The 20,893-nt window shown below is 61.4% G+C and carries 18 protein-coding genes; 12 read left to right on the top strand and 6 right to left on the bottom strand.

Annotation, left to right across the window (positions count from 1 at the left end; translation table 11 throughout):
* Positions 1-185: 185 nt before the first annotated feature.
* Entirely contained in the window at positions 186-1,079 is an 894-nt protein-coding gene (locus tag AGR7B_RS23030) for a helix-turn-helix domain-containing protein (protein ID WP_208616056.1), read from the bottom strand.
* A gap of 218 nt (positions 1,080-1,297) precedes the next feature.
* On the opposite strand from AGR7B_RS23030, the gene AGR7B_RS26030 reads away from it, so the two are divergent.
* Positions 1,298-1,474: a hypothetical protein gene (locus AGR7B_RS26030; protein WP_080858026.1), complete on the top strand. Its 177-nt coding sequence runs from the start codon at positions 1,298-1,300 to the stop codon at positions 1,472-1,474.
* 106 nt (positions 1,475-1,580) lie between these two features.
* Here AGR7B_RS26030 and katG read toward each other — a convergent pair whose 3' ends face one another.
* Entirely contained in the window at positions 1,581-3,752 is a 2,172-nt protein-coding gene (gene katG / locus AGR7B_RS23020; RefSeq protein ID WP_080858025.1) for a catalase/peroxidase HPI, read from the bottom strand.
* A gap of 211 nt (positions 3,753-3,963) precedes the next feature.
* On the opposite strand from katG, the gene AGR7B_RS23015 reads away from it, so the two are divergent.
* The 7 genes from AGR7B_RS23015 to AGR7B_RS22985 all read left to right on the top strand — a co-directional run bounded on the left by AGR7B_RS23015 (position 3,964) and on the right by AGR7B_RS22985 (position 10,574).
* The gene (locus AGR7B_RS23015; RefSeq protein ID WP_080858024.1) at positions 3,964-4,869 is read left to right on the top strand and encodes a hydrogen peroxide-inducible genes activator; all 906 of its coding nucleotides are present in this window, start codon (positions 3,964-3,966) and stop codon (positions 4,867-4,869) included.
* Between the two features lie 34 nt (positions 4,870-4,903).
* Positions 4,904-5,905 (top strand): LacI family DNA-binding transcriptional regulator, encoded by a 1,002-nt coding sequence (locus AGR7B_RS23010; RefSeq protein WP_080858023.1) that lies wholly within the window; start codon positions 4,904-4,906, stop codon positions 5,903-5,905.
* Positions 5,906-6,076: 171 nt separating this feature from the next.
* Positions 6,077-7,111 carry a sterol desaturase family protein gene (locus AGR7B_RS23005; RefSeq protein ID WP_065657654.1) on the top strand — a complete coding sequence of 345 codons (1,035 nt, stop codon included), beginning with the start codon at positions 6,077-6,079 and terminating at the stop codon, positions 7,109-7,111.
* On the top strand, positions 7,108-7,419 hold the full coding sequence (locus tag AGR7B_RS23000) for a Rieske (2Fe-2S) protein (RefSeq protein ID WP_020809312.1): 312 nt from the start codon (positions 7,108-7,110) through the stop codon (positions 7,417-7,419). Before AGR7B_RS23005 ends, AGR7B_RS23000 begins: the two co-directional genes overlap by 4 nt.
* A 75-nt stretch (positions 7,420-7,494) precedes the next feature.
* Positions 7,495-8,439 (top strand): substrate-binding domain-containing protein, encoded by a 945-nt coding sequence (locus AGR7B_RS22995; protein ID WP_080858022.1) that lies wholly within the window; start codon positions 7,495-7,497, stop codon positions 8,437-8,439.
* A gap of 57 nt (positions 8,440-8,496) precedes the next feature.
* Positions 8,497-9,702: an NAD(P)/FAD-dependent oxidoreductase gene (locus AGR7B_RS22990; protein ID WP_080858021.1), complete on the top strand. Its 1,206-nt coding sequence runs from the start codon at positions 8,497-8,499 to the stop codon at positions 9,700-9,702.
* A complete protein-coding gene (locus tag AGR7B_RS22985; protein ID WP_121490451.1) occupies positions 9,702-10,574 on the top strand; it encodes a sugar phosphate isomerase/epimerase family protein in 873 nt (290 codons plus the stop codon). Before AGR7B_RS22990 ends, AGR7B_RS22985 begins: the two co-directional genes overlap by 1 nt.
* Before the next feature lie 2 nt (positions 10,575-10,576).
* Here the strand turns inward: AGR7B_RS22985 and AGR7B_RS22980 are convergent, their stop codons facing one another.
* The 3 genes from AGR7B_RS22980 to AGR7B_RS22970 form a co-directional block, all read right to left on the bottom strand.
* On the bottom strand, positions 10,577-11,455 hold the full coding sequence (locus tag AGR7B_RS22980) for a DUF3313 domain-containing protein (RefSeq protein WP_080858019.1): 879 nt from the start codon (positions 11,453-11,455) through the stop codon (positions 10,577-10,579).
* Between the two features lie 108 nt (positions 11,456-11,563).
* Positions 11,564-12,898, bottom strand: coding sequence for a sensor histidine kinase (locus tag AGR7B_RS22975; protein ID WP_080858018.1), 1,335 nt, complete (start codon positions 12,896-12,898; stop codon positions 11,564-11,566).
* The gene (locus AGR7B_RS22970; protein WP_020809306.1) at positions 12,895-13,569 is read right to left on the bottom strand and encodes a response regulator transcription factor; all 675 of its coding nucleotides are present in this window, start codon (positions 13,567-13,569) and stop codon (positions 12,895-12,897) included. Before AGR7B_RS22970 ends, AGR7B_RS22975 begins: the two co-directional genes overlap by 4 nt.
* Before the next feature lie 276 nt (positions 13,570-13,845).
* On the opposite strand from AGR7B_RS22970, the gene AGR7B_RS22965 reads away from it, so the two are divergent.
* Complete coding sequence (locus AGR7B_RS22965; RefSeq protein WP_080858017.1) at positions 13,846-15,006, top strand: efflux RND transporter periplasmic adaptor subunit; 1,161 nt, start codon at positions 13,846-13,848, stop codon at positions 15,004-15,006.
* 1 nt (position 15,007) lies between these two features.
* Complete coding sequence (locus AGR7B_RS22960; RefSeq protein WP_080858016.1) at positions 15,008-18,154, top strand: efflux RND transporter permease subunit; 3,147 nt, start codon at positions 15,008-15,010, stop codon at positions 18,152-18,154.
* Positions 18,155-18,520: 366 nt separating this feature from the next.
* Here AGR7B_RS22960 and AGR7B_RS22955 read toward each other — a convergent pair whose 3' ends face one another.
* Positions 18,521-19,063 carry an NUDIX hydrolase gene (locus AGR7B_RS22955; RefSeq protein ID WP_080858015.1) on the bottom strand — a complete coding sequence of 181 codons (543 nt, stop codon included), beginning with the start codon at positions 19,061-19,063 and terminating at the stop codon, positions 18,521-18,523.
* A gap of 113 nt (positions 19,064-19,176) precedes the next feature.
* Here AGR7B_RS22955 and AGR7B_RS22950 point away from each other — a divergent pair, with 113 nt between their 5' ends.
* A complete protein-coding gene (locus AGR7B_RS22950; RefSeq protein ID WP_080858014.1) occupies positions 19,177-19,821 on the top strand; it encodes a DUF47 domain-containing protein in 645 nt (214 codons plus the stop codon).
* Entirely contained in the window at positions 19,821-20,825 is a 1,005-nt protein-coding gene (locus AGR7B_RS22945; protein WP_003521775.1) for an inorganic phosphate transporter, read from the top strand. The genes AGR7B_RS22950 and AGR7B_RS22945 overlap by 1 nt, the downstream gene beginning before the upstream one ends.
* Positions 20,826-20,893: the final 68 nt, after the last annotated feature.

Here is a 20,893-nt window from a genome sequence, read left to right as displayed (position 1 = left end):
TTAGCAATAATTTTCAATATATTGAATAATTTCCCTAATGCACCACGTCATCCTCGGGCTCGTCCCGAGGATCTAACCACGCCTCATCAAGTCTGAAGGTCGCAGATCCTCGGGACAAGCCCCATGATGAGGAAAGGTGAGGTTTGCGGCCTCACCAAAACACTGCGCATCGACCTCACCCAGCTTCAAAGCAGCCTGTGCAGCCGTCGCCAGGCGGCGGGTGTGTTTCCCACGGACTGGCGGAAAGCCTTGGTCAGATGGGCCTGATCGGAAAAGCCAAGCTGGGCGGCGATATCGGCCACCGTCAGATCGCCTTCCAGCAGAAGTTTCTGGGCGGCATTGATGCGCCGCTCCAATTGCCATTGCAGCGGCGTCTTGCCGGTGGTCTGGCGAAATACGGTGGCGAACCAGCTTTCCGAAAGACCGACAATATCGGCCATCTCCGCAACCGTCATACGGTCGTCGCCACGCTTTTCGACCTGGGCAAGAAGCTTGTTCAACTGCGCCTGCGTCAGCCTGCCATTGACCTGCTCCGGCGAAGGGCCGGGAATATCCAGCAGGCCGGCAACGATGCTGCCGACGAGGCTTTCCGCATAGACCGCATGTTTCGAGGGTTCAGCCAGCTCATCGACCAGCAGGCCGGCAAGGGTTTCCACCGAGCCGATATCCTGTATCTCGACGGGACGGCGCAGCGCCGTCATCGCCGCCGAACTGCCGACCGAGGGCGACAGGAAACGCAACAGGCGGTCCTTGTGAATATGCAGGTTAAGATGCGAGAATCGGTGCGTGGCGCTGCTGCTCGTCCACATCGGCACGCCAGCGGGCACATAAACCGCCCGCGTCATCGGCCGCGAATGGTTATTGAACTCGCCATTGCGGTTGGACATGCTGATGCGCGAGGAGACATCGTTGAAAAAGATCATGATACGCGGATCGGCGGCCAGATAATAACCCTTGGCTCCCATCTGGCTTTCCGCTTCCCAGAAAGCACTGACCAGCCCGTCGAACTGGCGCCATTTCACCGGCGCAGTGACGCTGATCCCTTCCGTGTGCCAGGTCATGGAATGCCAGAAACTCAATGCGGGTACCGTCCGGTTGTCGGGTCTGGGGTGAGCGTATGGAAAGACGGGCGCGCCACGCCAGTCATCGCGCTCCGCCCCAATAACATGACTTATCAATTCATGTTAATAGCAAAGATCGTTATAAAGAGAAACATTCGCTGACGCGACGGCTCTGGAACCTCTGAGCGAAACGCCCGTTGAACTCCTGACAGGAACGCAACACGGGAGATTCATCAATGGACAGCAAAAAGGAACCGGGCAACTTTGCGGACAAGAAACGCGAAGAGAAGGGCCGTGGCGTCATCGTGGCCGGGCCGGATGCGCACGAAAACGAAAAGAGCGGCAAAGCTCCCTCGGCAAAGGCGGAAAAATCTTCATCCGGCAAACCGGTTGTGGCTTCTGACCGGCGATAGCATGCCGGATCGAGCGGTCGCTGATGCGTCCTTGCCAACCCAGATAGAAAAAACACCTCCCTGATCGCTCAGGGAGGTGTATCATCATTAAACAGTCGGCCTTTGCTTACAGAAGGTCGAAACGGTCGGCGTTCATCACCTTCGTCCAGGCGGCGATGAAATCACGCACGAATTTCTCCCTGCTGTCGTCCTGCGCATAAACTTCCGCATAGGCGCGCAGGATGGAGTTCGAACCGATGACGAGATCCACGCGGGTCGCCGTGTACTTGGCGGCTCCAGTCTTGCGGTCACGAATCTCATAGAGATTGTTGCCGGTCGGAACCCAGGAATAGGCCATGTCCGTCAGCGTCGTGAAGAAGTCCGTCGTCAGCGCGCCGGGCTTGTCGGTAAACACGCCATGCGCGGTACCGGCATAATTGGCGCCGATGACGCGCAGGCCGCCGATCAGCACTGTCAGTTCCGGCGCGGTGAGACCGAGAAGCTGGGCGCGGTCCAGAAGCAGTTCTTCGGGGCTGACGACATAGTCCTTCTTGACCCAGTTGCGGAAACCATCTGCCAGCGGCTCCAGCGGCGCAAAGCTGTCGGCATCCGTCTGTTCGGCGGAAGCATCGCCACGGCCGGCCGCGAAAGGCACGGCAATGTCGAAGCCGGCCGCTTTCGCCGCCTGCTCCACACCGTAATTGCCGGCCAGAACGATCACATCCGCAATGCTTGCGCCGGTGTCACGGGCAATCGGTTCCAGAACCGAGAGCACACGGGAAAGGCGGGCGGGCTCGTTGCCTTCCCAGTCCTTCTGCGGTGCGAGGCGGATGCGCGCGCCATTGGCGCCGCCGCGCTTGTCCGAACCGCGGAAGGTGCGGGCGCTGTCCCAGGCTGTCGAGACCAGATCGGCAACGGAAAGGCCAGAAGCCGCGATCTTCGCCTTGACGGCGGCGACATCGTAGCTGGTGGAGCCTGCGGGGATGGGATCCTGCCAGATCAGGTCTTCCGCCGGAACGTCCGGGCCGAAATAACGGGACTTCGGCCCCATGTCGCGGTGGGTCAACTTGAACCAGGCGCGGGCGAAGACCTCGGAGAAATGGTCCTGATCGTCCTTGAACTTCAGCGAAATCTCGCGGTAGATCGGGTCGACCTTCAGGGCCATGTCGGCATCAGTCATCATCGGAATGGTGCGGATCGAGGCATCCTCGACGTCGACAGGCTTGTCTTCCTCGGCGATGGTGATCGGCGCCCATTGCGATGCACCGGCGGGGCTGTGGGTCAAAGTCCACTCATGCTTGAACAGCATATCGAAGAAACCGTTGTCCCACTTGGTCGGCTCGCTCGTCCACGCGCCCTCGATGCCGGATACCACGGTGTCGCGACCGATGCCGCGGCCCTTGGTGTTGATCCAGCCGAGACCCTGAAATTCCGGGCCTGCTGCTTCCGGATCGGGGCTGAGGTTGGCGGCGCTGCCATTGCCGTGCGATTTGCCGATGGTGTGGCCGCCGGCGGTGAGAGCCACGGTTTCCTCGTCATCCATGCCCATGCGGGCGAAGGTTTCGCGCATCTGCGCCGCCGTCGCCAGCGGATCGGACTTGCCGTTCACGCCTTCCGGGTTGACGTAGATGAGGCCCATCTGCACGGCGGCGAGCGGGTTTTCCAGCGTCGCGGGCTTGGTCACGTCGCCGTAACGGCCGTCGCTCGGCGCCAGCCATTCCTTTTCGTCACCCCAATAGGTGTCCTTTTCCGGAGCCCAGATATCTTCGCGGCCGAAAGCAAAGCCGAAGGTCTTCAGACCGGCGACGTCATAGGCAATGGTGCCGGCGAGCGCGATCAGGTCTGCCCAGGAAATCTTGTTGCCGTATTTCTTTTTGATCGGCCACAGGAGGCGGCGGCCCTTGTCGGTATTCACGTTGTCCGGCCAGGAATTGAGCGGCGCAAAACGCTGGTTGCCGGTGTTGGCGCCGCCGCGGCCGTCAGTCACGCGGTAAGAACCCGCCGCATGCCAGGTAACGCGCGCCATCATGCCCACATAGCTGCCCCAGTCGGCCGGCCACCAGTCCTGGCTGTCGGTCATCAGCGCGCGCAGATCGGCTTTCAACGCTTCGACATCGAGCGTCTTCAGGGCTTCACGATAGTTGAAGGAGGTGCCGAGCGGATTGGTCTTGGTGTCGTGCTGGTGCAGGATGTCGAGGTTCAGCGCATTCGGCCACCATTCGGTTACCGATTTACCCGAGGCCGTATTGCCTCCATGCATGACAGGACACTTGCCAGCCGGTTTTGAAGTTGCGTCCATTTCGCCCTCCGATGGGTTTAACAATTAAACGAAATAATCAATTCGACATGTGCAGCGCTGAGAGCCAGAGCCAGCGGCAGGTCATGGGAAAACCGTGCAGCGACGCTGGTAACCTCTTACAGCTACAGCTTCTTTCTGTCATGAAGATGACTAACAGCCGGGTTCCATAATTTCCAATTGTATATTCTAAAGGCTGCGATATGCTGAGCTTATGATTGCGCTCTCCATGAAACATCTCCGTTATTTCGACGCTCTGGCCAAGATCGGCCATTTCGGCCGGGCGGCGGAGGCGTGCGCGATTTCCCAACCTGCACTATCTTTGCAGATCCGGGAACTGGAGGAATTGATCGGTGCGCCGCTCGTCGAACGCGGCAGCCGCCAGATCAGGCTGACCGCGCTTGGCGAGGAATTCGCCGAACGCACCCGGGCCATCCTGCGTTCGGTGGACGAGTTACAGGATCTGGCGCGTGCGGGGCACGGCCCTCTCAGCGGTCGCCTGCGCATCGGTGTCATTCCCACCGTCGCGCCCTATCTTTTGCCGCAGGTGATCAAGACGCTCACGCGGCATTATCCCGGACTCGAAGCACGCCCGCGCGAGGCGGTGACGCAGAAACTCATCGAGGACCTTCTGGAAGCCCGGCTGGACATGGCGATCGTCGCCCTGCCCGTCTCGGAGCCGGCGCTGGAGGAGGTTCCGCTATTTTCAGAGGAATTCATTCTGGTGCGACCGATGGAGGATGCGGGCATGCCGGTGCCGAGCGCCGACAAGCTGGGCGAAATGCGCCTGCTGCTGCTGGAAGAAGGCCATTGTTTCCGCAATCAGGCGCTTTCCTTCTGCAGCACGACCAATGCGCCGCCGCGCGTGCTGATGGAAGGCTCCTCGCTCTCCACCCTCGTACAGATGGTCGGCGCCGGCATCGGCGTCACGCTTATTCCGCAGATGGCCGTCGATATGGAGACACGGCAATCCACCGTCTCTGTGTTCCGGCTGGCGGAACCGCGCCCGTCGCGCACCATCGGCATCGTGTGGCGCAAGAGCAATCCGCTCTCGGCGCAGTTCAGCCATATCGCCGAAATCGTCCGCGAATGCGGCCTTCAGAAACTCGGTCTGTCTTGAAGACGACAGACACATCAATATCAGGAAAGCGAATGTGAGCAGGCCGAATTACCGCGATATCGCCCGCCTCGCAGGCGTTGGAACCGCCACGGTCGAGCGGGTGCTAAACGGGCGCGGCGGCGTTCGTGCCGAACTCGTGGAAAAGGTCGTTCTTGCCGCACGCACACTGGATTATCCGCGCACCCTGCCGGAGACCCACCGAGGCCTCTTGCGCATAGAAGTGCTGATGGTACGCCCGGACACCACCTTTTACCGGCGGCTTTCCAAGGCCTTCGAAAGAATTGCGGCAACGCTCGACCCGCTCGTCGTTGTCCACCGCAGCTTCGCCGAAGAGATGAAGCCGGACGAGCTGGCGAGCCGCATCACCGCCGCCGCAAAGGCGCGCGCGGGCCTTATCCTCGCCAGTCCGAGCAGCCCGGCGGTTAGCGCCGCCGTCGAGGCGGCGGTGGCGCGCGGCGTGCCGGTCGTGCATGTCGTCACGCGCGCTTCGGCGGAAAAGGGCGAATTCATCGGCATCGACAACGGCGCGGCGGGACGGACGGCGGCGCATTTCATCACCCGCATGGCGCGCCAGCCCGGCCCGGTCATCGCGCTCTGCCATCCGATCTATCAGGTCCACCGCGACCGTATCGGCGGCTTTTCCGATTACTTCCGAGATCATCCCAGTGAACATCGCTTCGAATGGCTGGGCTTTACCCGCGACGACGAATATTACGGCGCCGAGGCCCTGCGCATGGCGCTCGATCTCTATCCCGACATGGCCGGACTCTATAATGCCGGCGGCGCGAATGCCGCCCTGATCGACGTTCTTCGCCGGCATCCGCGCGGCAGCGAGATATTCTTCGTCGGCCATGAATTGACCGATTATACCCGCAAGGCGCTGAATGACGGCATCATGGATATCGTGCTTGATCAGGCCCCCGAGGCGCAGGCCCGCCGGGCGCTGGATCTCGTCCTTCGCCGGATCGGTCTCACCGATATTGAGCCCGATAACGCGCCCATTCGCTTCGTCACCATCACCGCCGAAAGCCTTTGATCTGATTTGATCAACGAAGGCTTCGGCGTTCACCGCCCGCCCTGCTAATTTCTCTTCAGGGAGGAAAGCCGCAGAGCGCGAGAGTGCCGGCGGCCATGGCGTGTAAACGCCCTTCTTCATCGTGAAAACTTGCGCGGGCGCATCGGGAGCGATCGTCCGAAGGAGAGCGCTATGGACGATCTGAAATATGGAACGCGTAACAAGCGCGGCGACTGGGCGCCCCACCAGCCGGTGGAAACAGCACCGCTCTTTGCCTTTCCGCCGCGCTTCGTGGCGGTGCTGAAGTGGCTCCCGCATTATTTTTTTCCGTGGAATGCGATCTTCGCGCTTTCTGCAGTCGGCTACTGGGCCTTTGTCATTCCGCCCGTCGAAACCATGGCCACGCTCGGCTTCGGCTGGATCGCCTGGCTTTATGCGGTCAATGCGGTCTGCGTCTTTCTCTTCTACGGCGGTTTCGAACTCCATCTCTATATTCTGAAGCGGCAGGAAAACCGCTTCAAATATAACGGCAAATTTCCCGCCGAACAGAAGAGCAAGGCCTTCTGGTTCGAGAGCCAGAACCTCGACAACATCCTGCGCACCTTCCTTTCCGGCGTGACGATCTGGACCGCCATCGAAGTGGCGATGTTGTGGGCCTATGCCAATGGTTATGCGCCATGGCTCAGCTTTGCCGAAAATCCATGGACGCTCGCAGCCGTGGCGCTCGTTGTGCCGATCATCCACGAATTTCACTTCTTCTGCATTCACCGGCTCATCCACACGCCGCTGCTTTATAAATGGGTGCATTCCGTCCACCACAATTCGGTGAACCCGTCGCCCTGGTCGTCGCTATCCATGCATCCGGTCGAGCATCTGCTTTATTTCGGCACCGCCTTTTATCACCTGGTCCTGCCGTCCAACCCGGTCCTCATGCTTTACCAGCTGCATTATGCGGGTTTCGGCGCGATCCCCGGCCATGTCGGCTTCGACAAGGTTGAGATCGGCGAGGACAAGCTGGTCGATAGCCATGCCTATGCGCATTACCTCCACCACAAATATTTCGAGGTGAATTACGGCGACGCCCTCATCCCGCTCGATAGGTGGTTCGGCACCTGGCACGACGGCTCGGCCGAGGGAGAAGCCCGCATGCAGGAACGCTATCGCAAACGCAAAGAAAAACTCGCGGCCCGCAAGGCGCGCAACACCATCGGGGAGGCAGCCGAATGAACTGGGTTTCAGCCTGCAAACTGGAAGACATCGAACAGGAAGGCGCGATCCGCTTCGACCACGCCGGACGCACCTATGCGATCTACCGCGGTCCGGATGACAGCGTTTATTGCACAGCCGGCCTCTGCACCCATGAGGCCATCCATCTCGCCGAAGGGCTGGTGATGGATTTCGAGGTGGAATGTCCCAAGCATTCCGGCGCCTTCGATTATCGCACCGGCGAGGCGCTGCGGCTGCCCGCCTGCGAAAACCTGAAGACCTATCCGGCGCAGGTGGTGGACGGCGAAGTACGCATCACCATCGGCTAGGCCGGGCTTTCGAGCAGGCCCGAAAGGGCCTCCGGAATGCACCCGGGCGGCCCGGCGCCCCAAGGGAGGACAAACATGAAATCCATCTGTACCATGGCCGCTCTGGCGGTCCTTTTCGCCGGCACGGCATCGGCCGAGACCATCGGCGTTTCAATGCAGAGCTTCGACAATAATTTCCAGACCCTGCTGCGCGAAGGGCTTGGCGCCCGGGCATCGGAGATCGACGGCGTCAAGATCCAGGTCGAGGACGCGCAGGCCGATATTTCCAAGCAGCTCAACCAGGTCAATAATTTCATCGCCGCAAACGTCGACGCGATCATCGTGACGCTGGCAGACACCTCGGCCGCACCCGGCATCAGCGATGCCGCAGCCAAGGCGGGCATTCCGCTGGTCTACCTCAATCTCGAACCGGACAATGTCGCCAAACTGCCGGAAAAGCAGGCCTATGTCGGCTCACGGGAAACCGATGCGGGGCGGCTGGCCGGCGAAGCGGCCTGTTCGCTGCTCAAGGAGAAGGGAAAGGCCGCCGACGCGCAGGCCTATATATTGATGGGCGATCTCGCCCATCAGGCCTCGCGCGACCGGACCTCGTCCTTCAAGCAGGCGCTCACATCCGGCGACTGCAGGGCCGTCACCATCGCCGACGAGCAATCGGCCGCCTGGACACGGACAACCGCGATGGACATGACGACAAACTGGATCACCGCCGGCCGACCGATCGACGTCGTCTTCGCCAATAATGACGAGATGGCGATCGGCGCGGTTCAGGCGCTGAAGGCGGCCAGCGTTTCGATGGACGATGTGATCGTCATCGGCATCGACGCCACGCCGGACGGTCTCGCCTCCATGGCCGCTGACGATCTCGACGCCACGGTGTTCCAGAACGCCAAGGGGCAATCGACAAGCGCGCTCGATGCCGCCGTCGCCCTGATACGCGGCACGCCGGTCGACAAACAGGTCATGGTTCCGTTCGAACTGGTGACGCGGAAGAACATGACCGACTACGCCAGCCGAAACTGATCCTCCCCCAGCCGGTGCACCCTGAAAAGCGCGCCGGTCCCTTCTTACGGAGATACCATGGACGCAATTGTCATCGTCGGCGCCGGCGAGGCGGGCACACGTGCCGCCTTTGCGCTGCGCGAAGCGGGCTTTGCAGGCAACGTCACGCTGGTCGGCACGGAGCCGCACCCACCCTATGAACGGCCCCCGCTCTCCAAACCGCTCGAAGGGGCGGTGCGGATGAAACCCATCTGCGGCGACGGAGCACTGGAGGCTGCCCGCATCTCCTATCGTCAGGGCGTATCGGCGACCCGGATCGATGTGAAAGACCGCCTTGTGACGCTTGATGACGGGCGGGCGCTCGGCTATGACAGGCTGCTGCTTGCAACCGGGGCACATCCGCGAAAATTAACATGCCCCGGCGCGGGGCTGGCGCTGGATTTCCGCACCCACGCGGATGCGCAGGCGATTTTCTCCCGCACAAATAGCGGCGCCCGGATTGCGATCATCGGCGGCGGGCTGATCGGAATGGAACTTGCGGCGGTTCTGCGCGGCAAGGGGCTTGCGGTCAACATTATCGAGGCCGCAACACGGCCGCTCGGCCGTGCGGTTCCCCCGCGTTTTGCCGAAAGGATACACAAGCGCCATCTCGAAGAGGGCGTGAATTTCCATCTGGGAAAGGGCGTTTCGGAAATCACGCCGGGAGCAGTTTTGCTTACCGAAGGCGCGCGCGTACCGGCCGATATAGTCGTCTCCGCCATCGGCGTCCTGCCCAATGTCGCATTGGCGCAAACGGCTGGGCTTGCGATCGGAAACGGCATTCTGACCGATGCTTTCCTGCGCACCAGCGATCCCCATATCTTCGCGGCGGGCGATTGCGCGGCCGTCTCGCAAGCCGCCGGCGGACATATCCGGTTTGAAAGCTGGCGCAATGCCCGCAGCCAGGCAGAGGTCGCAGCGCATAACATTCTTGGCGCAAACGAGGCCTTCGCCGCCCTGCCCTGGTTCTGGTCGGATCAATATGATCTCGGCCTTCAGGTCGCGGGCCTGCCGCAGCCGGAGCATCAGAGCGTCACCCGTTCGCTGGGCGATGGCGAACTGGAATTCTACCTTCAGGACGGCCGCCTAGTCGCCGCCGCCGGGCTGGGCGTCGGCAACAGCGTCGCCAGGGACATAAAACTGGCCGAGATGCTGATCGCCGCTGGCACCAATCCAGATCCGACGACCCTTGCCGACCCCAGCGTCAATCTCAAATCATTGTTGAAAAGCGCGCGGGCGGCCTGATGCAGAAGCTGCTCGTCTTTCAATCCCTGTGGGCCATGGAAAAGCTCTCCGGCGACAGCCATGAACCCAGCCTTGAGGAAAACATAGCCCGGATCGCCGCAGCGGGTTTCGATGGCGTCAGCGCGCATTATACCGACCGTGCGGATGTGCAGCGTCTCAACAGGGCGATCCGCGGCACGGGCCTTAGGATCGAAGGCGTCTGCTTTCCGCGCAGTATCGAGGATCTGCGCCAGACGTTGGCGCTGGCGCAGGAGTTTCCCGTCAGCCATATCGATCTGCAGGCGGATATCCGTCCGCGCCGGGTGGAAGATTGTCTGCCGCTTCTTGACGGCTGGATGCGGCTTGCCGAAGAGGCGGGCGTTCCCGTCTTCATCGAAACCCATCGCAACCGGATGACCAGCGATCTCCTGTTCACGCTCGACCTTCTGGAACGGCGGCCCGAACTGCCGCTGCTGGCCGATCTGTCCCACTATCTCGTTGCCCGCGAATTCGCCTTTCCAGTCGAAGATGAAAGCCAGCGGCAGATCCGCCGCATCCTTCGCAATGCGCAGGCCTTTCACGGACGGATCGGCTCCTGCGAGCAAATCCAGATCGAGATTTCCTTCGCCCATCACCGCCCATGGGTCGATCTGTTTCTGAACTGGTGGGACTATGGATTCCGCCACTGGCGATCGCTTGCGCCAGATAATGGTGAGCTGGTCTTCACCTGTGAACTCGGCCCCAGCCCCTATGCCATCACCGGCCGGGACGGCAGCGATTCCACCGACAGATGGGTGGAATCGCTGCAACTCAAGACGATGGCGCAAACGCTATGGGCGCAAACCGCTCATTCTGCGAGCGGGATCGCGACCGTCTCGCATATCAACCGCTGATGTTATCGCGACGCGGCCTTTGCGGATCTGTCGGTCCATTCGGGTGGCGCACCGAACTTGTCGGCCACCATGCCCTGCAGGCCGCGCGACCGGCCATAGGCATCGCATTCGACATATTTCGGTTTTCCACCCAGGGCGGACCGGATTCGATGGCCGGAGGGGATAGAGAGGTTCAGCCCGTCCGAGACCTTGCCTGTCACCAGAATGCGCGAGAAGTAGTTGGAGAAATCGGCGGCTAGCTCGTAAGCATCTCCGATTTCCGAGACGCGGGCTTTGCCCGTGATGGAATTCGCGCCCTTGGACCAGACGGCTGCGGCGCGCTGGACGCCGGTGCTATCCACCGCCTCCGCCTCGACGGCCAGGCCGCCAAGCCCGAATGGAAGACGCGGCACGCTGACCGGCAGGACGAAGCCGCTGCCGAGCGTCACGGCCGTCGATACCCCGGCCATGGTCTTGTCGGTCGGCACCAGATCGGTGATGACCGTGCGAACCGTCATGTCCGCCGGCTGGCCCAGCGCGGCAATCCGGTATTTATCGCTGAGCGCCACGCAGATGGCGCGATCCAGCGCATTCGAAACAAGGACACGGTCCTTTTCCGATGTGACCCGTGACGAGGCCGCAAAGGAGAAGGTGGTCGGCACGATGGCGACGGTCTTGACGCCGGCCAGTCCGTTGGCGTCCACAAAGGTGCGCGATTTGGTGAACTTGCCCTTGACCGGGCTGAGTTGCGCATAGGAGGTCAGCGTACCGCCTTCCTTGAGCGGCACGGACGTGCAGCCGGACATGATGATGGCAAAGGGCAAGGTGGCGAAGGCGACGCCGCGACCGCGGGAGGCCCTGTCGCCGGAAGCCCTGGCAAACAGACTGCACTGTTGTTTCACTGCACGTACTCCAGTTGGCATGGTTGATCCTGTGCCCCACACGGTACGACAGTGAAAATTGCGGCAACATTACAATTGCCCGCCCCTGAAAGCGCGCGCAACGCAGGATCAGAAACGCAACCGGAAGGTGCTTCCGAAGGCGCTGCTGTCCAGAAAGATTCGCCCGTTATGGTTGGCGACGATCTGCTTGACGAGGCTGAGGCCAAGGCCTGCCCCGGTACTGCGCGGCGTAACGCGATAAAAGGGCTCGAAAATCCGCTCCCGCTGATCTTCGGCTATCCCCTGTCCCTCATCGGAAACCGCGATCTCGCCACTGGCGAGAATCGAGACGTGGATCATCCCCCTGTTCCCGCCATGGTCGATGGCGTTGCGCACGATGTTGCTGATGGCGCGCGGCAGCGTGAACGGGTTGCCCAGTATTTCATATCGCGCGACCTGCGTTTCGAAGGAGATATCGTAGCCCGCCGCAAGCGCGAGCGGCGCGAGATCGGCAACGACAGTGCGCGCCGTCTCGACGAGGTCCAGCGTTTCGCGCCGGTCGTTCACCTGATCGTTTCTTTCGAAGGCGAGAAGCTGTTCGGTGGTCTCCCCAAGCCGCGCGACATCCTCCATTAGGCGTTGCTGCTCCGGCCCCGGCAGGCCCTCTATCCGGGTCTGCATGATCGCAATCGGCGTTCTCAGCTCATGCGCCGCATCGATGAGAAAACGCTGCCGCGCCCGAAATTGCTCTTCAAGCCGTTCGAGGATGCCGTTGAAGGCAAGGATCAGGGGCACCACCTCCCGCGGCACATCCTCGACCGGAAGCTTCGAGCCCGGCCGGCGCGGGTCGATCTCGGGCGCCTTTTTTACGACGGAATTGAGGCCGGCAAGCGCCTCGCGCACGATGCGGGGAACCGAGAAGAACACGGCAGGCAAGATGACAGCCAGGAGGGGAACGTAAATCTTGTAGGTTCCGGCAAGGAGCGCCAAAAACTGCCCCCTCATATGCGTGGTTCCGCCGAACATGACCCTGACGGAACCCCACTTCGTCTCCATGCTTTCAACCAGGGCGACCTCGGAGATGCCCTTTCCTCCGCGAATATCGGCATCCGTCAGCAAATGCAGATACGGCGACAATTCCTCATAAACGGCGGGCACGGCGCCATAGCTCGCCACCCGCCCGTCCAGCGTGGAAGCCACGAACCAGAGCGTTGAGTTCTCCGCCTTCAGGGCCTGCAATGCCGGGCCATTGGTAACGACCAATCCTTTTTGCGGATCGAGCGAAAGCGACTCATCGAGTGTTGCCGACAGATCGTCCCAGAGCGCAATATTGGGCGAAAGCATCGTCATGCCGTAAAAGCAGAGGCCGATGATGACCACGGCAATCATGGCGGAGACGACGACGCTGAGCTGCCAGCTCAACTTCCACCACAAGGACGAGTTGGAGGTGCCCTGCGCTTTCATGCCTCTTCCTTCAACAGATAACCGATGCCGCGAATATTATGGACGCCAACGCCTGCGGAGGCATCGAGCAGGCGTTTTCGCAGCCGCGATATATGCGCGTCGAGCGCATTGGACTGGATCTCTTCCTCGTAATTGTAGACGGCCGCCTCAAGCGTGGAACGCAGCACGGATTTGCCCTTGCGCTTTGCCAGCGCAACGAGAATCGCAAGCTCGCGCCTTGGCAGATCGAAGGGAGCGGAATTGATCGTGACGCTGAGATGGAGCGGATCGATAACGATGCGGCCGGCGGTGATTTCGGCCGGCGCAAGGTTTGCCGGCCGTCTCAGAACCGCACGCACCCGCGCCAGCAGCTCACCGACGAGAAACGGCTTGCCGAGATAGTCGTCGGCGCCGCCATCCAGTCCGGCGATGCGGTCTTCCGGTTCGTTCAATGCCGTCAAAAGAATGATCGGCGTGTCGATGCCGGCATGGCGCAGCTGCGGAATGAAGGCAAGTCCCTCCCCGTCCGGCAGGCGGCGATCAAGCAGAATGGCGTCATAGACATGCTGGCGCGTCAGTTCCATCGCATCGCCGAGCCACATCGTATGGTCGATGACGATGCCCTGCCTGCCGAGCGTCGCCGTCAGCGCATCCGCCATTGCCTTTTCGTCTTCGATCAACAGAAGTCTCATGCGTCACCGTCCCTTCGCATTCCCTTGTCTGCCAGAAAGGTTGCGGCAGTATTGCGGCAAACAAGACGCCGGAGCATTTCCAACCCGGTGCATGGCGGTTTCCCCTCCGAAAAGGCATGAAATCAGGGCGATGGAACATCCGACCCTGCTGTCTAAGCGGCTGCGTTCGCAAGGGTAATGCTGCTGCAATTATGGACACCTATCCAGATGCCATACGCCTCAAGAGAGGCAATGCGACCGCCTGAGCGGCGGTACCGGTATGGAAAGGATTTCAGCATGTGGGTGAAGAGAACCATCAAGGCGGGGATCGCGCTTGCAGGTTGCGTTCTCGTTGTCACCGCTCTCGATCCGGCGCGCGGCAGCGTCGATGCGAATGAGCGTGTCAAAGGCATCGTGAACGGGCTCGTCGAGACTGCCGCGATGAGCCCGGCAGGCACTCCGTTCGAACTGACGGCGACTGAAACGGCGAAGATCGGCACGCGCCCGATGGTGGAGCGGCTTGGCATCAGCGGCGAACTTCAGCCCATCACCCGTGTGGTGATCCGCGCCCGTGAAGCCGGCAAGATTGTCGAGATGAATGTCCGCGACGGAGACGCGGTACAGGCGGGCGAGTTGCTCGTGCGTTTCGAAACCGACGAGCTGCAATCGACGCTTTTGCTGAGGCAGAGCGACCGGGATGCGGCCGAGGCCGAGCTGATGCTGGCAATGCAGGCCCTGACGAGAACCGAACAGCTTGCCCTGAAAAACATCGCTTCGGCAGAACAGCTCGACAAGGCGAAAAGCGATGTCGCGGTGAAGACGGCAAGGCTCCAGAGCCTCTCGGCGCAGGCGGATATTGCTCGCCTCGCCCTTCGCAATGCCGAAATCCGCGCGCCCTTCGGCGGCACCGTCACCCGGCGGCTGGCCGAGGCGGGATCGCGTGTCGGTGCGGATGGCGAGCTTCTCACGCTGGTCGATACCAGCGTGCTGGAGGCGAAGGTTCTTGTCGCCACGCGCGATGTTCCGCGCGTCGCCCTCGGCCAGACGGCGGAACTGGAGATTGACGGACTTGGCGGCCAGATCGTCAAAGCCACGGTCGACCGCATCAGCCCGGTTGCCGAAGACGGCACCCGCTTCGTCGCCGTCTATCTGCGGCTTGCCAATCGTGACGGCCGGCTGTGGGGCGGAATGTTCGCCAGCGGATCGATCCTGCTGCGCGAGAAAAACGATGCGCTCGTCGTTCCCGCCATCGCGCTGCGCAAGGATGAGGCCGGTTATCATGTGCTCAAGGTGCAGGACGGCCATCTTCGCCGCCAGACGGTCACGGTGGGAGCGCGCTGGAACGGCGGCAACCTGATCGAGATCGCCGCCGGGCTGAAGGATGGCGAGACCATCCTGACCGCGCCGCTTCCACAATTGCGGTCCGATATGGCCGTCACCGTCGACAAGGCAGGCTGACATGTTCTTGACCCGCATATCCGTTACCCAACCCGTTTTCGCCACGATGATGATGGTGGCGCTTCTGGTCATGGGCGCTTTCTCCCTGCAACGGCTTGGCCTGGACCAATATCCCAATGTCGACGTTCCCGTGGTGGTGGTCGTCACCTCTTATCCGGGCGCGACACCGGAGACGGTGGAAACCGAGGTGACACGCCCGGTCGAGGACGCGCTGAACGCCATTGGTGGTCTCGATGAGGTCACCTCCACCTCCTATGAGGGGCGCTCCGTCGTCGTCGCGAAATTCAAGCTCGAGGTGCGCAGTTCAGCCGCCGCGCAGGAGGTGCGTGACAAGATCGCCGCCATCGAGGCGAATTTTCCGGAAGACGCCAAAAAGCCCGTCATATCGAGGTTCGATCCCGCCGCCGAGCCGATCCTTTCCGTAGCGATCAGTTCGACATCGCTCGATGTGCCCGCTCTCACCAGCCTTGCCGACCAGAAGGTGGTGCGGCAGCTGACGACCGTTGCCGGCGTCGGCCAGGCAACGCTGGTCGGCGCCCGCAAACGGCAGATCGATGTGACAATCGACGAGACGCGCATGCGCGCCCTCGGGATCGGCATCAACGAGGTGGTGAATGCGCTGCGCAACGGCAACAGCAACAGCCCGGCCGGAAGCGTCGTCGATCCCGTCTCCGAACGCACGATCCAGGTGCAGGGGCGTATCGAGGAACCGCAGGCGCTGCTGGATATGGTCGTGGCAAGGCGCGGCAGCGCGGCCATTGCGCTTCGCGATGTCGCCACACTTTCCGAAGGAGCGGCCGATGCCGAAAACCGCGCCCTCTATAATGGCCAGACGGCGCTGGCGATCGACATCGTCAAGGTTCAGGACGCCAATACGGTTCAGGTCGCGACTGATGTGAGGAAGCGCCTCGATGCGCTCAACGCCGAGCTTGCCCCACAGAACGTACAGCTGCGCATCGTCACGGATGCGTCGATACCGATCCGCGAATCGGTCAGTCAGGTTCAGACGACACTGATCGAAGGTGCGGCGCTCGCCGTAGCCATCGTCTTCCTGTTTCTAAACTCCTGGCGCAGCACGGTGATTACCGGGCTGACATTGCCGATAGCAATCATCGGCACGCTCGCGGTGATCCATTTCCTCGGCTTCACGCTCAATACGCTCAGCCTGCTGGCGCTGACGCTTTCCATCGGCATTCTGGTGGATGACGCCATCGTGGTGCGCGAAAACATCACCCGCCATCTTCACATGGGTAAATCGCATCTGCGCGCGGCCCTCGACGGCACCAATGAAATCGGGCTTGCGGTAATCGCAACAACGGCGACAATCGTGGCAGTCTTCCTGCCGGTGGCCTTCATGGACGGCATTGTCGGCCGGTTTTTCTACGAATTCGGCGTCACCGTTTCCGCCGCCGTCCTGATCTCGCTCTTCGTCGCCTTCACGCTCGACCCGATGCTGTCCAGCATATGGTACGATCCCGACGCCCAGCCCGATGCGAAGCGCGGGCCGGTGGGCCGCCTGATCGCCCGTTTCGACCGCGGCTTCGAATGGATGGCCGGGCAATATCGCCGTGCAATCGGCTGGACCCTGCGGCACCGGCTCGTCACCCTGCTTGCCACGGCCGGCGTCTTTATCGGCAGCCTGTTCATGGTGCCGCTGGTCGGCACGGAATTCGTTCCGAATGCCGATGAGGGCCGCTTTCAGGTCAATATTACCGCGCCGGTCGGCTCCTCGCTGGACTATACGACAACGAAGGTGCGGCAGGTGGAAAAGGCCCTGAAGGAATTTCCGGAAGTCGAGACGCTTTATTCCACCGTCAATACCGGCGGCGCCGCCGGAAAACATCGCGCCGCCATATTGGTGGGGCTGGTGCCGCTCGATATGCGGAGCCGGACTCCACTCTCCCTTGCCGAACCGGTTCGCAAACGCCTGTCAGCCATACCGGGCATAGAGGTCACGATCCTGCAGAATGGCCTTGGCGGCGGCGAAAGCCCGGTGCAGCTCAGCATCCTCGGCGACGACCGGGCGGTCCTCGAAAAAATCGCCACCGGTCTGGTCGAAGACATGAAGAAAATTCCCAGCCTCGTGGATGTGACCTCGAGCGCCAAGGATGTGACCTCCATTCTTTCGGTCCGCCTGAAGCCTGCGGCGGCGAGCGATCTCGGCATTGCCCGCTCCGATCTTGCCGCAGCGCTTTCCCCCCTCATCGGCGGCGAGGATGTGTCGAAATGGACGGATGCGGATGGCAACAGCTATGATATCGTCATCCGCCTGCCCGTCGAGCGGCGGTCCGACACGGAAGGTCTCGGTGAATTGATGATCGCAACCGGCCGCACGGCCGCGAGTGGCGCGCCGCTGATGGTGCGCCTCGATCAAGTTGCCGATATCGGCATCATGCTGGCCCCCGCCGAAATCCGCCGTATCGACAATCGCCGCGAGATACTGGTTTCGGCCAATATCGCCGGCCGCACGCTTGGCGAGGTGACGGAGACGTTGCAGGGCCTGACCGCCGGTCTTGACCTGCCGAACGGCTATCGCATCCGCTTCGGCGGTGACGCCGAAACCATGCAGGAGACCATCGGCCACATGGTCACGGCGCTTACCATGGCCGTCATCTTCATCTACATCGTGCTCGCCTCTCAATTCGGCAGTTTCATGCAACCGCTCGCCATCATGGCGTCCCTGCCACTTTCGCTTGTCGGCGTCCTCATCGGGCTGATGGTGGCCGGCAGTACGATCAACATGTTCTCGCTGATCGGCTTCATCATGCTGATGGGCCTCGTGACCAAAAACGGCATCCTGCTGGTCGATTTCGCCAATCGCGAACGGCGGCGTGGGCTATCGCTGAACGAGGCGCTGGAAAATGCCGGCGTCATCCGCTTCCGCCCGATCATCATGACGACGCTTGCGATGATCTTCGGCATGATCCCGCTTGGTCTCGCCGTCGGCGGCGGTGGCGCGCAGCGTGCGCCGATGGCCCATGCGGTGGTTGGCGGTCTCATCAGTTCCACGCTGCTGACCCTGATCGTGGTGCCGACCATCCTGTCCTATATAGACAGCATCGTCAGGCGTTTTACCCGCCTGTTGCCGAAAGCGCCGGACGAGGCGGCGGAAACGGCCATGCAGCACCGACCGGCGGCCTCGGCCTAGAGCATTTCCCGTGATGAAGCGTTCCACAGTACACGACGCAACGGTTTCCTGTGCCGTTGCACGCCCACCTCCGTCATTCCGGCCTTGAGCCGGAATCCAGCCGACGCGTGTCTACGCGGCGAGAAACTCTCTTCAGCCCAAGGACTTGGGCTGGCTGGATTCCGGCTCAAGGCCGGAATGACGGAGGTGGAAAACATCGCGCACCACCGCAAACACCGCGATTGCCGTATCAGATTACCTTTCTGTCGTGTACTGTGGCAAGGATTTACGGGAAATGCTCTAACCCTTTGTTTTCACGCATTTTCCAGACGTAAAAGCGATTCCGCTTTACGGGAAATGCTCCAGGTCCATCCGTCGGCCTCGCATTCAGGGTCGCTCGCTTCCCTGACGCTTCTTTTTGCCCTTCGGACGAAAATCGACAAGAATCGACTTCAGTTCGATATCGCGAACGCGCCTTGCCGCCTCATCCGGGCGCACCCATTCCAGCAGGCGTTCCCCGCGTTCCTTGAAACTGGTTTCCGCCTCCTTCACCTCTATCTGGAATACATCGACCATGCAGGGTGCGACATCGCCATTGTCGAGCATCTTGAGATAGGTATAGCGGCCAACCGCATTCTTTTTCACCCGGCCGCGCACGCCCGCCTCCTCCCACGCCTCGATTGCCGCCGCCTCGTGCGGCTTCTTGCGTTTCATCGGCCAGCCGCGCGGAATGATCCAGCGTCCACTGGTACGGGACGTGACAAGGAGGATTTCGACATCCTCGCCATTGCCGGCATAACGGAAGCAAAGCGCGGCATATTGCTGCCGGAAAGCGCCTGTGAAGAGCTTTTCCGGAACCGCAGCAAGCTGCTGGAGCAATGTCAGTGCACGAGCCGGGCGGGTTTTCCGGCTTTTCTTGGTGGGTTTCATATCCGTTGATAGTGCTGATTTTCCGGGTTGCATCAATGCCCCGCGTGCATTTATGACAGTTTTATGACAATCACCCCACACAACTAATAAAGCGCCATTGAGGGCCAATTCGCATGATGAGTATTTTTCGCAAGCTGATGCCGCGCGAGGACCGTTTCTTCGACATGTTCAGCAAACATTCCGAAACCGTCATCAAAGCGGCCGAGGCCCTTGACCAACTATTGAGCGGCATCGACGTCGAGAAGAACTGCGACCTCATCGTCGCCCTTGAACATCAGGCGGACGACATCACCCGCGAGGTGCTGCTCGCCGTCAGGCGCAGCTTCATCACCCCCTTCGACCGCGGCGACATCAAGGATCTCATCCAGTCGATGGATGACGCCATCGACATGATGCACAAGACCGTCAAGACCATCCGTCTTTTCGAGCAAACGGAATTCGATCCGCTCATGAAGGAAATGGGGCATGAGATCGTGCGCGCAGCCGGCCTCATCGCGGAAGCCATTCCGCTTCTCAACAAGGTCGGCACGAATGCGCATCGCCTGTCATCCATTTCCGAAGAGGTGACCCGCGTTGAAGGCCGCTCCGACGAACTTCACGATCTGGGTCTCAAGGACCTCTTCCGCCGCCACGGCGCAAGCGGCAATGCCATGGCCTATATGATCGGCAGCGAGATCTACGGCGAACTCGAAAAGGTCGTCGACCGCTTCGAGGATGTGGCCAACGAGATCAGCGGCATCGTTATCGAGAACGTCTGATGGATGTCGCACTTGCCCTGCCGCTGCTAATCGGCCTTATCGCCATCGCGCTGTTCTTCGATTTTCTGAACGGCCTGCACGATGCCGCCAATTCCATCGCCACCATCGTCTCCACCCGTGTGCTGCGCCCGCAATATGCGGTCGCCTGGGCGGCCTTCTTCAATTTCATCGCCTTCCTGTTCTTCGGCCTGCATGTGGCCGAAACGCTCGGCACCGGCATCATCGATCCGGCCATCGTATCGCCGCAGGTGATCTTCGCGGCGCTGATCGGCGCCATCGTCTGGAACATCGTCACCTGGATTTTCGGCATTCCCTCCAGCTCGTCGCACGCGCTGATCGGCGGGCTCGTCGGTGCTGGATTTGCGAAGGTGGGTTTCAATTCCATCGTCTGGTCGGGCCTGCTGAAAACCGTGGGCGCCATCTTCATGTCGCCGGCCATCGGCTTCTTCCTCGCCCTGCTTCTGGTACTCACCGTCTCCTGGCTGTTCGTGCGGCAGACGCCCTTTGCCGTGGACCGCACCTTCCGCGTCATGCAGTTCATCTCCGCCTCGCTTTATTCGCTGGGACACGGCGGCAACGACGCGCAGAAGACCATGGGCATCATTGCCGTGCTGCTCTTCAGCCAGGGACATCTGGGCGAGAGCTTCTACGTGCCCTTCTGGGTGGTGATTTCCTGCCAGTCGGCAATGGCGCTCGGCACGCTGTTCGGCGGCTGGCGCATCGTCCATACGATGGGATCGAAGATCACCCGGCTGAACCCGATGCAGGGTTTCTGCGCCGAAACCGGCGGTGCGCTGACGCTGTTCGGTGCGACGTGGCTCGGCATTCCGGTCTCCACCACCCACACGATCACCGGCGCCATCGTCGGCGTCGGCGCTGCCCGCCGCGTCTCGGCGGTGCGCTGGGGCCTTGCCGGCAACATCGTCATCGCCTGGATCGTGACCATGCCGGCGGCTGCGCTGATCTCCGCCGCGGTTTACGGGCTGACGTCGCTGTTCGGGTGACGCTCCATCCCTGCCCCGATTTGCCGCTCCTCCCGGAACAAAAGCCACCCCGTGGCTGTTGTTCCGGG

Origin of the sequence: Agrobacterium deltaense RV3, from assembly GCF_900013505.1 — a bacterium.
GTDB lineage: Bacteria > Pseudomonadota > Alphaproteobacteria > Rhizobiales > Rhizobiaceae > Agrobacterium > Agrobacterium leguminum.
This window is presented reverse-complemented; position numbering and strand designations above follow the sequence as displayed.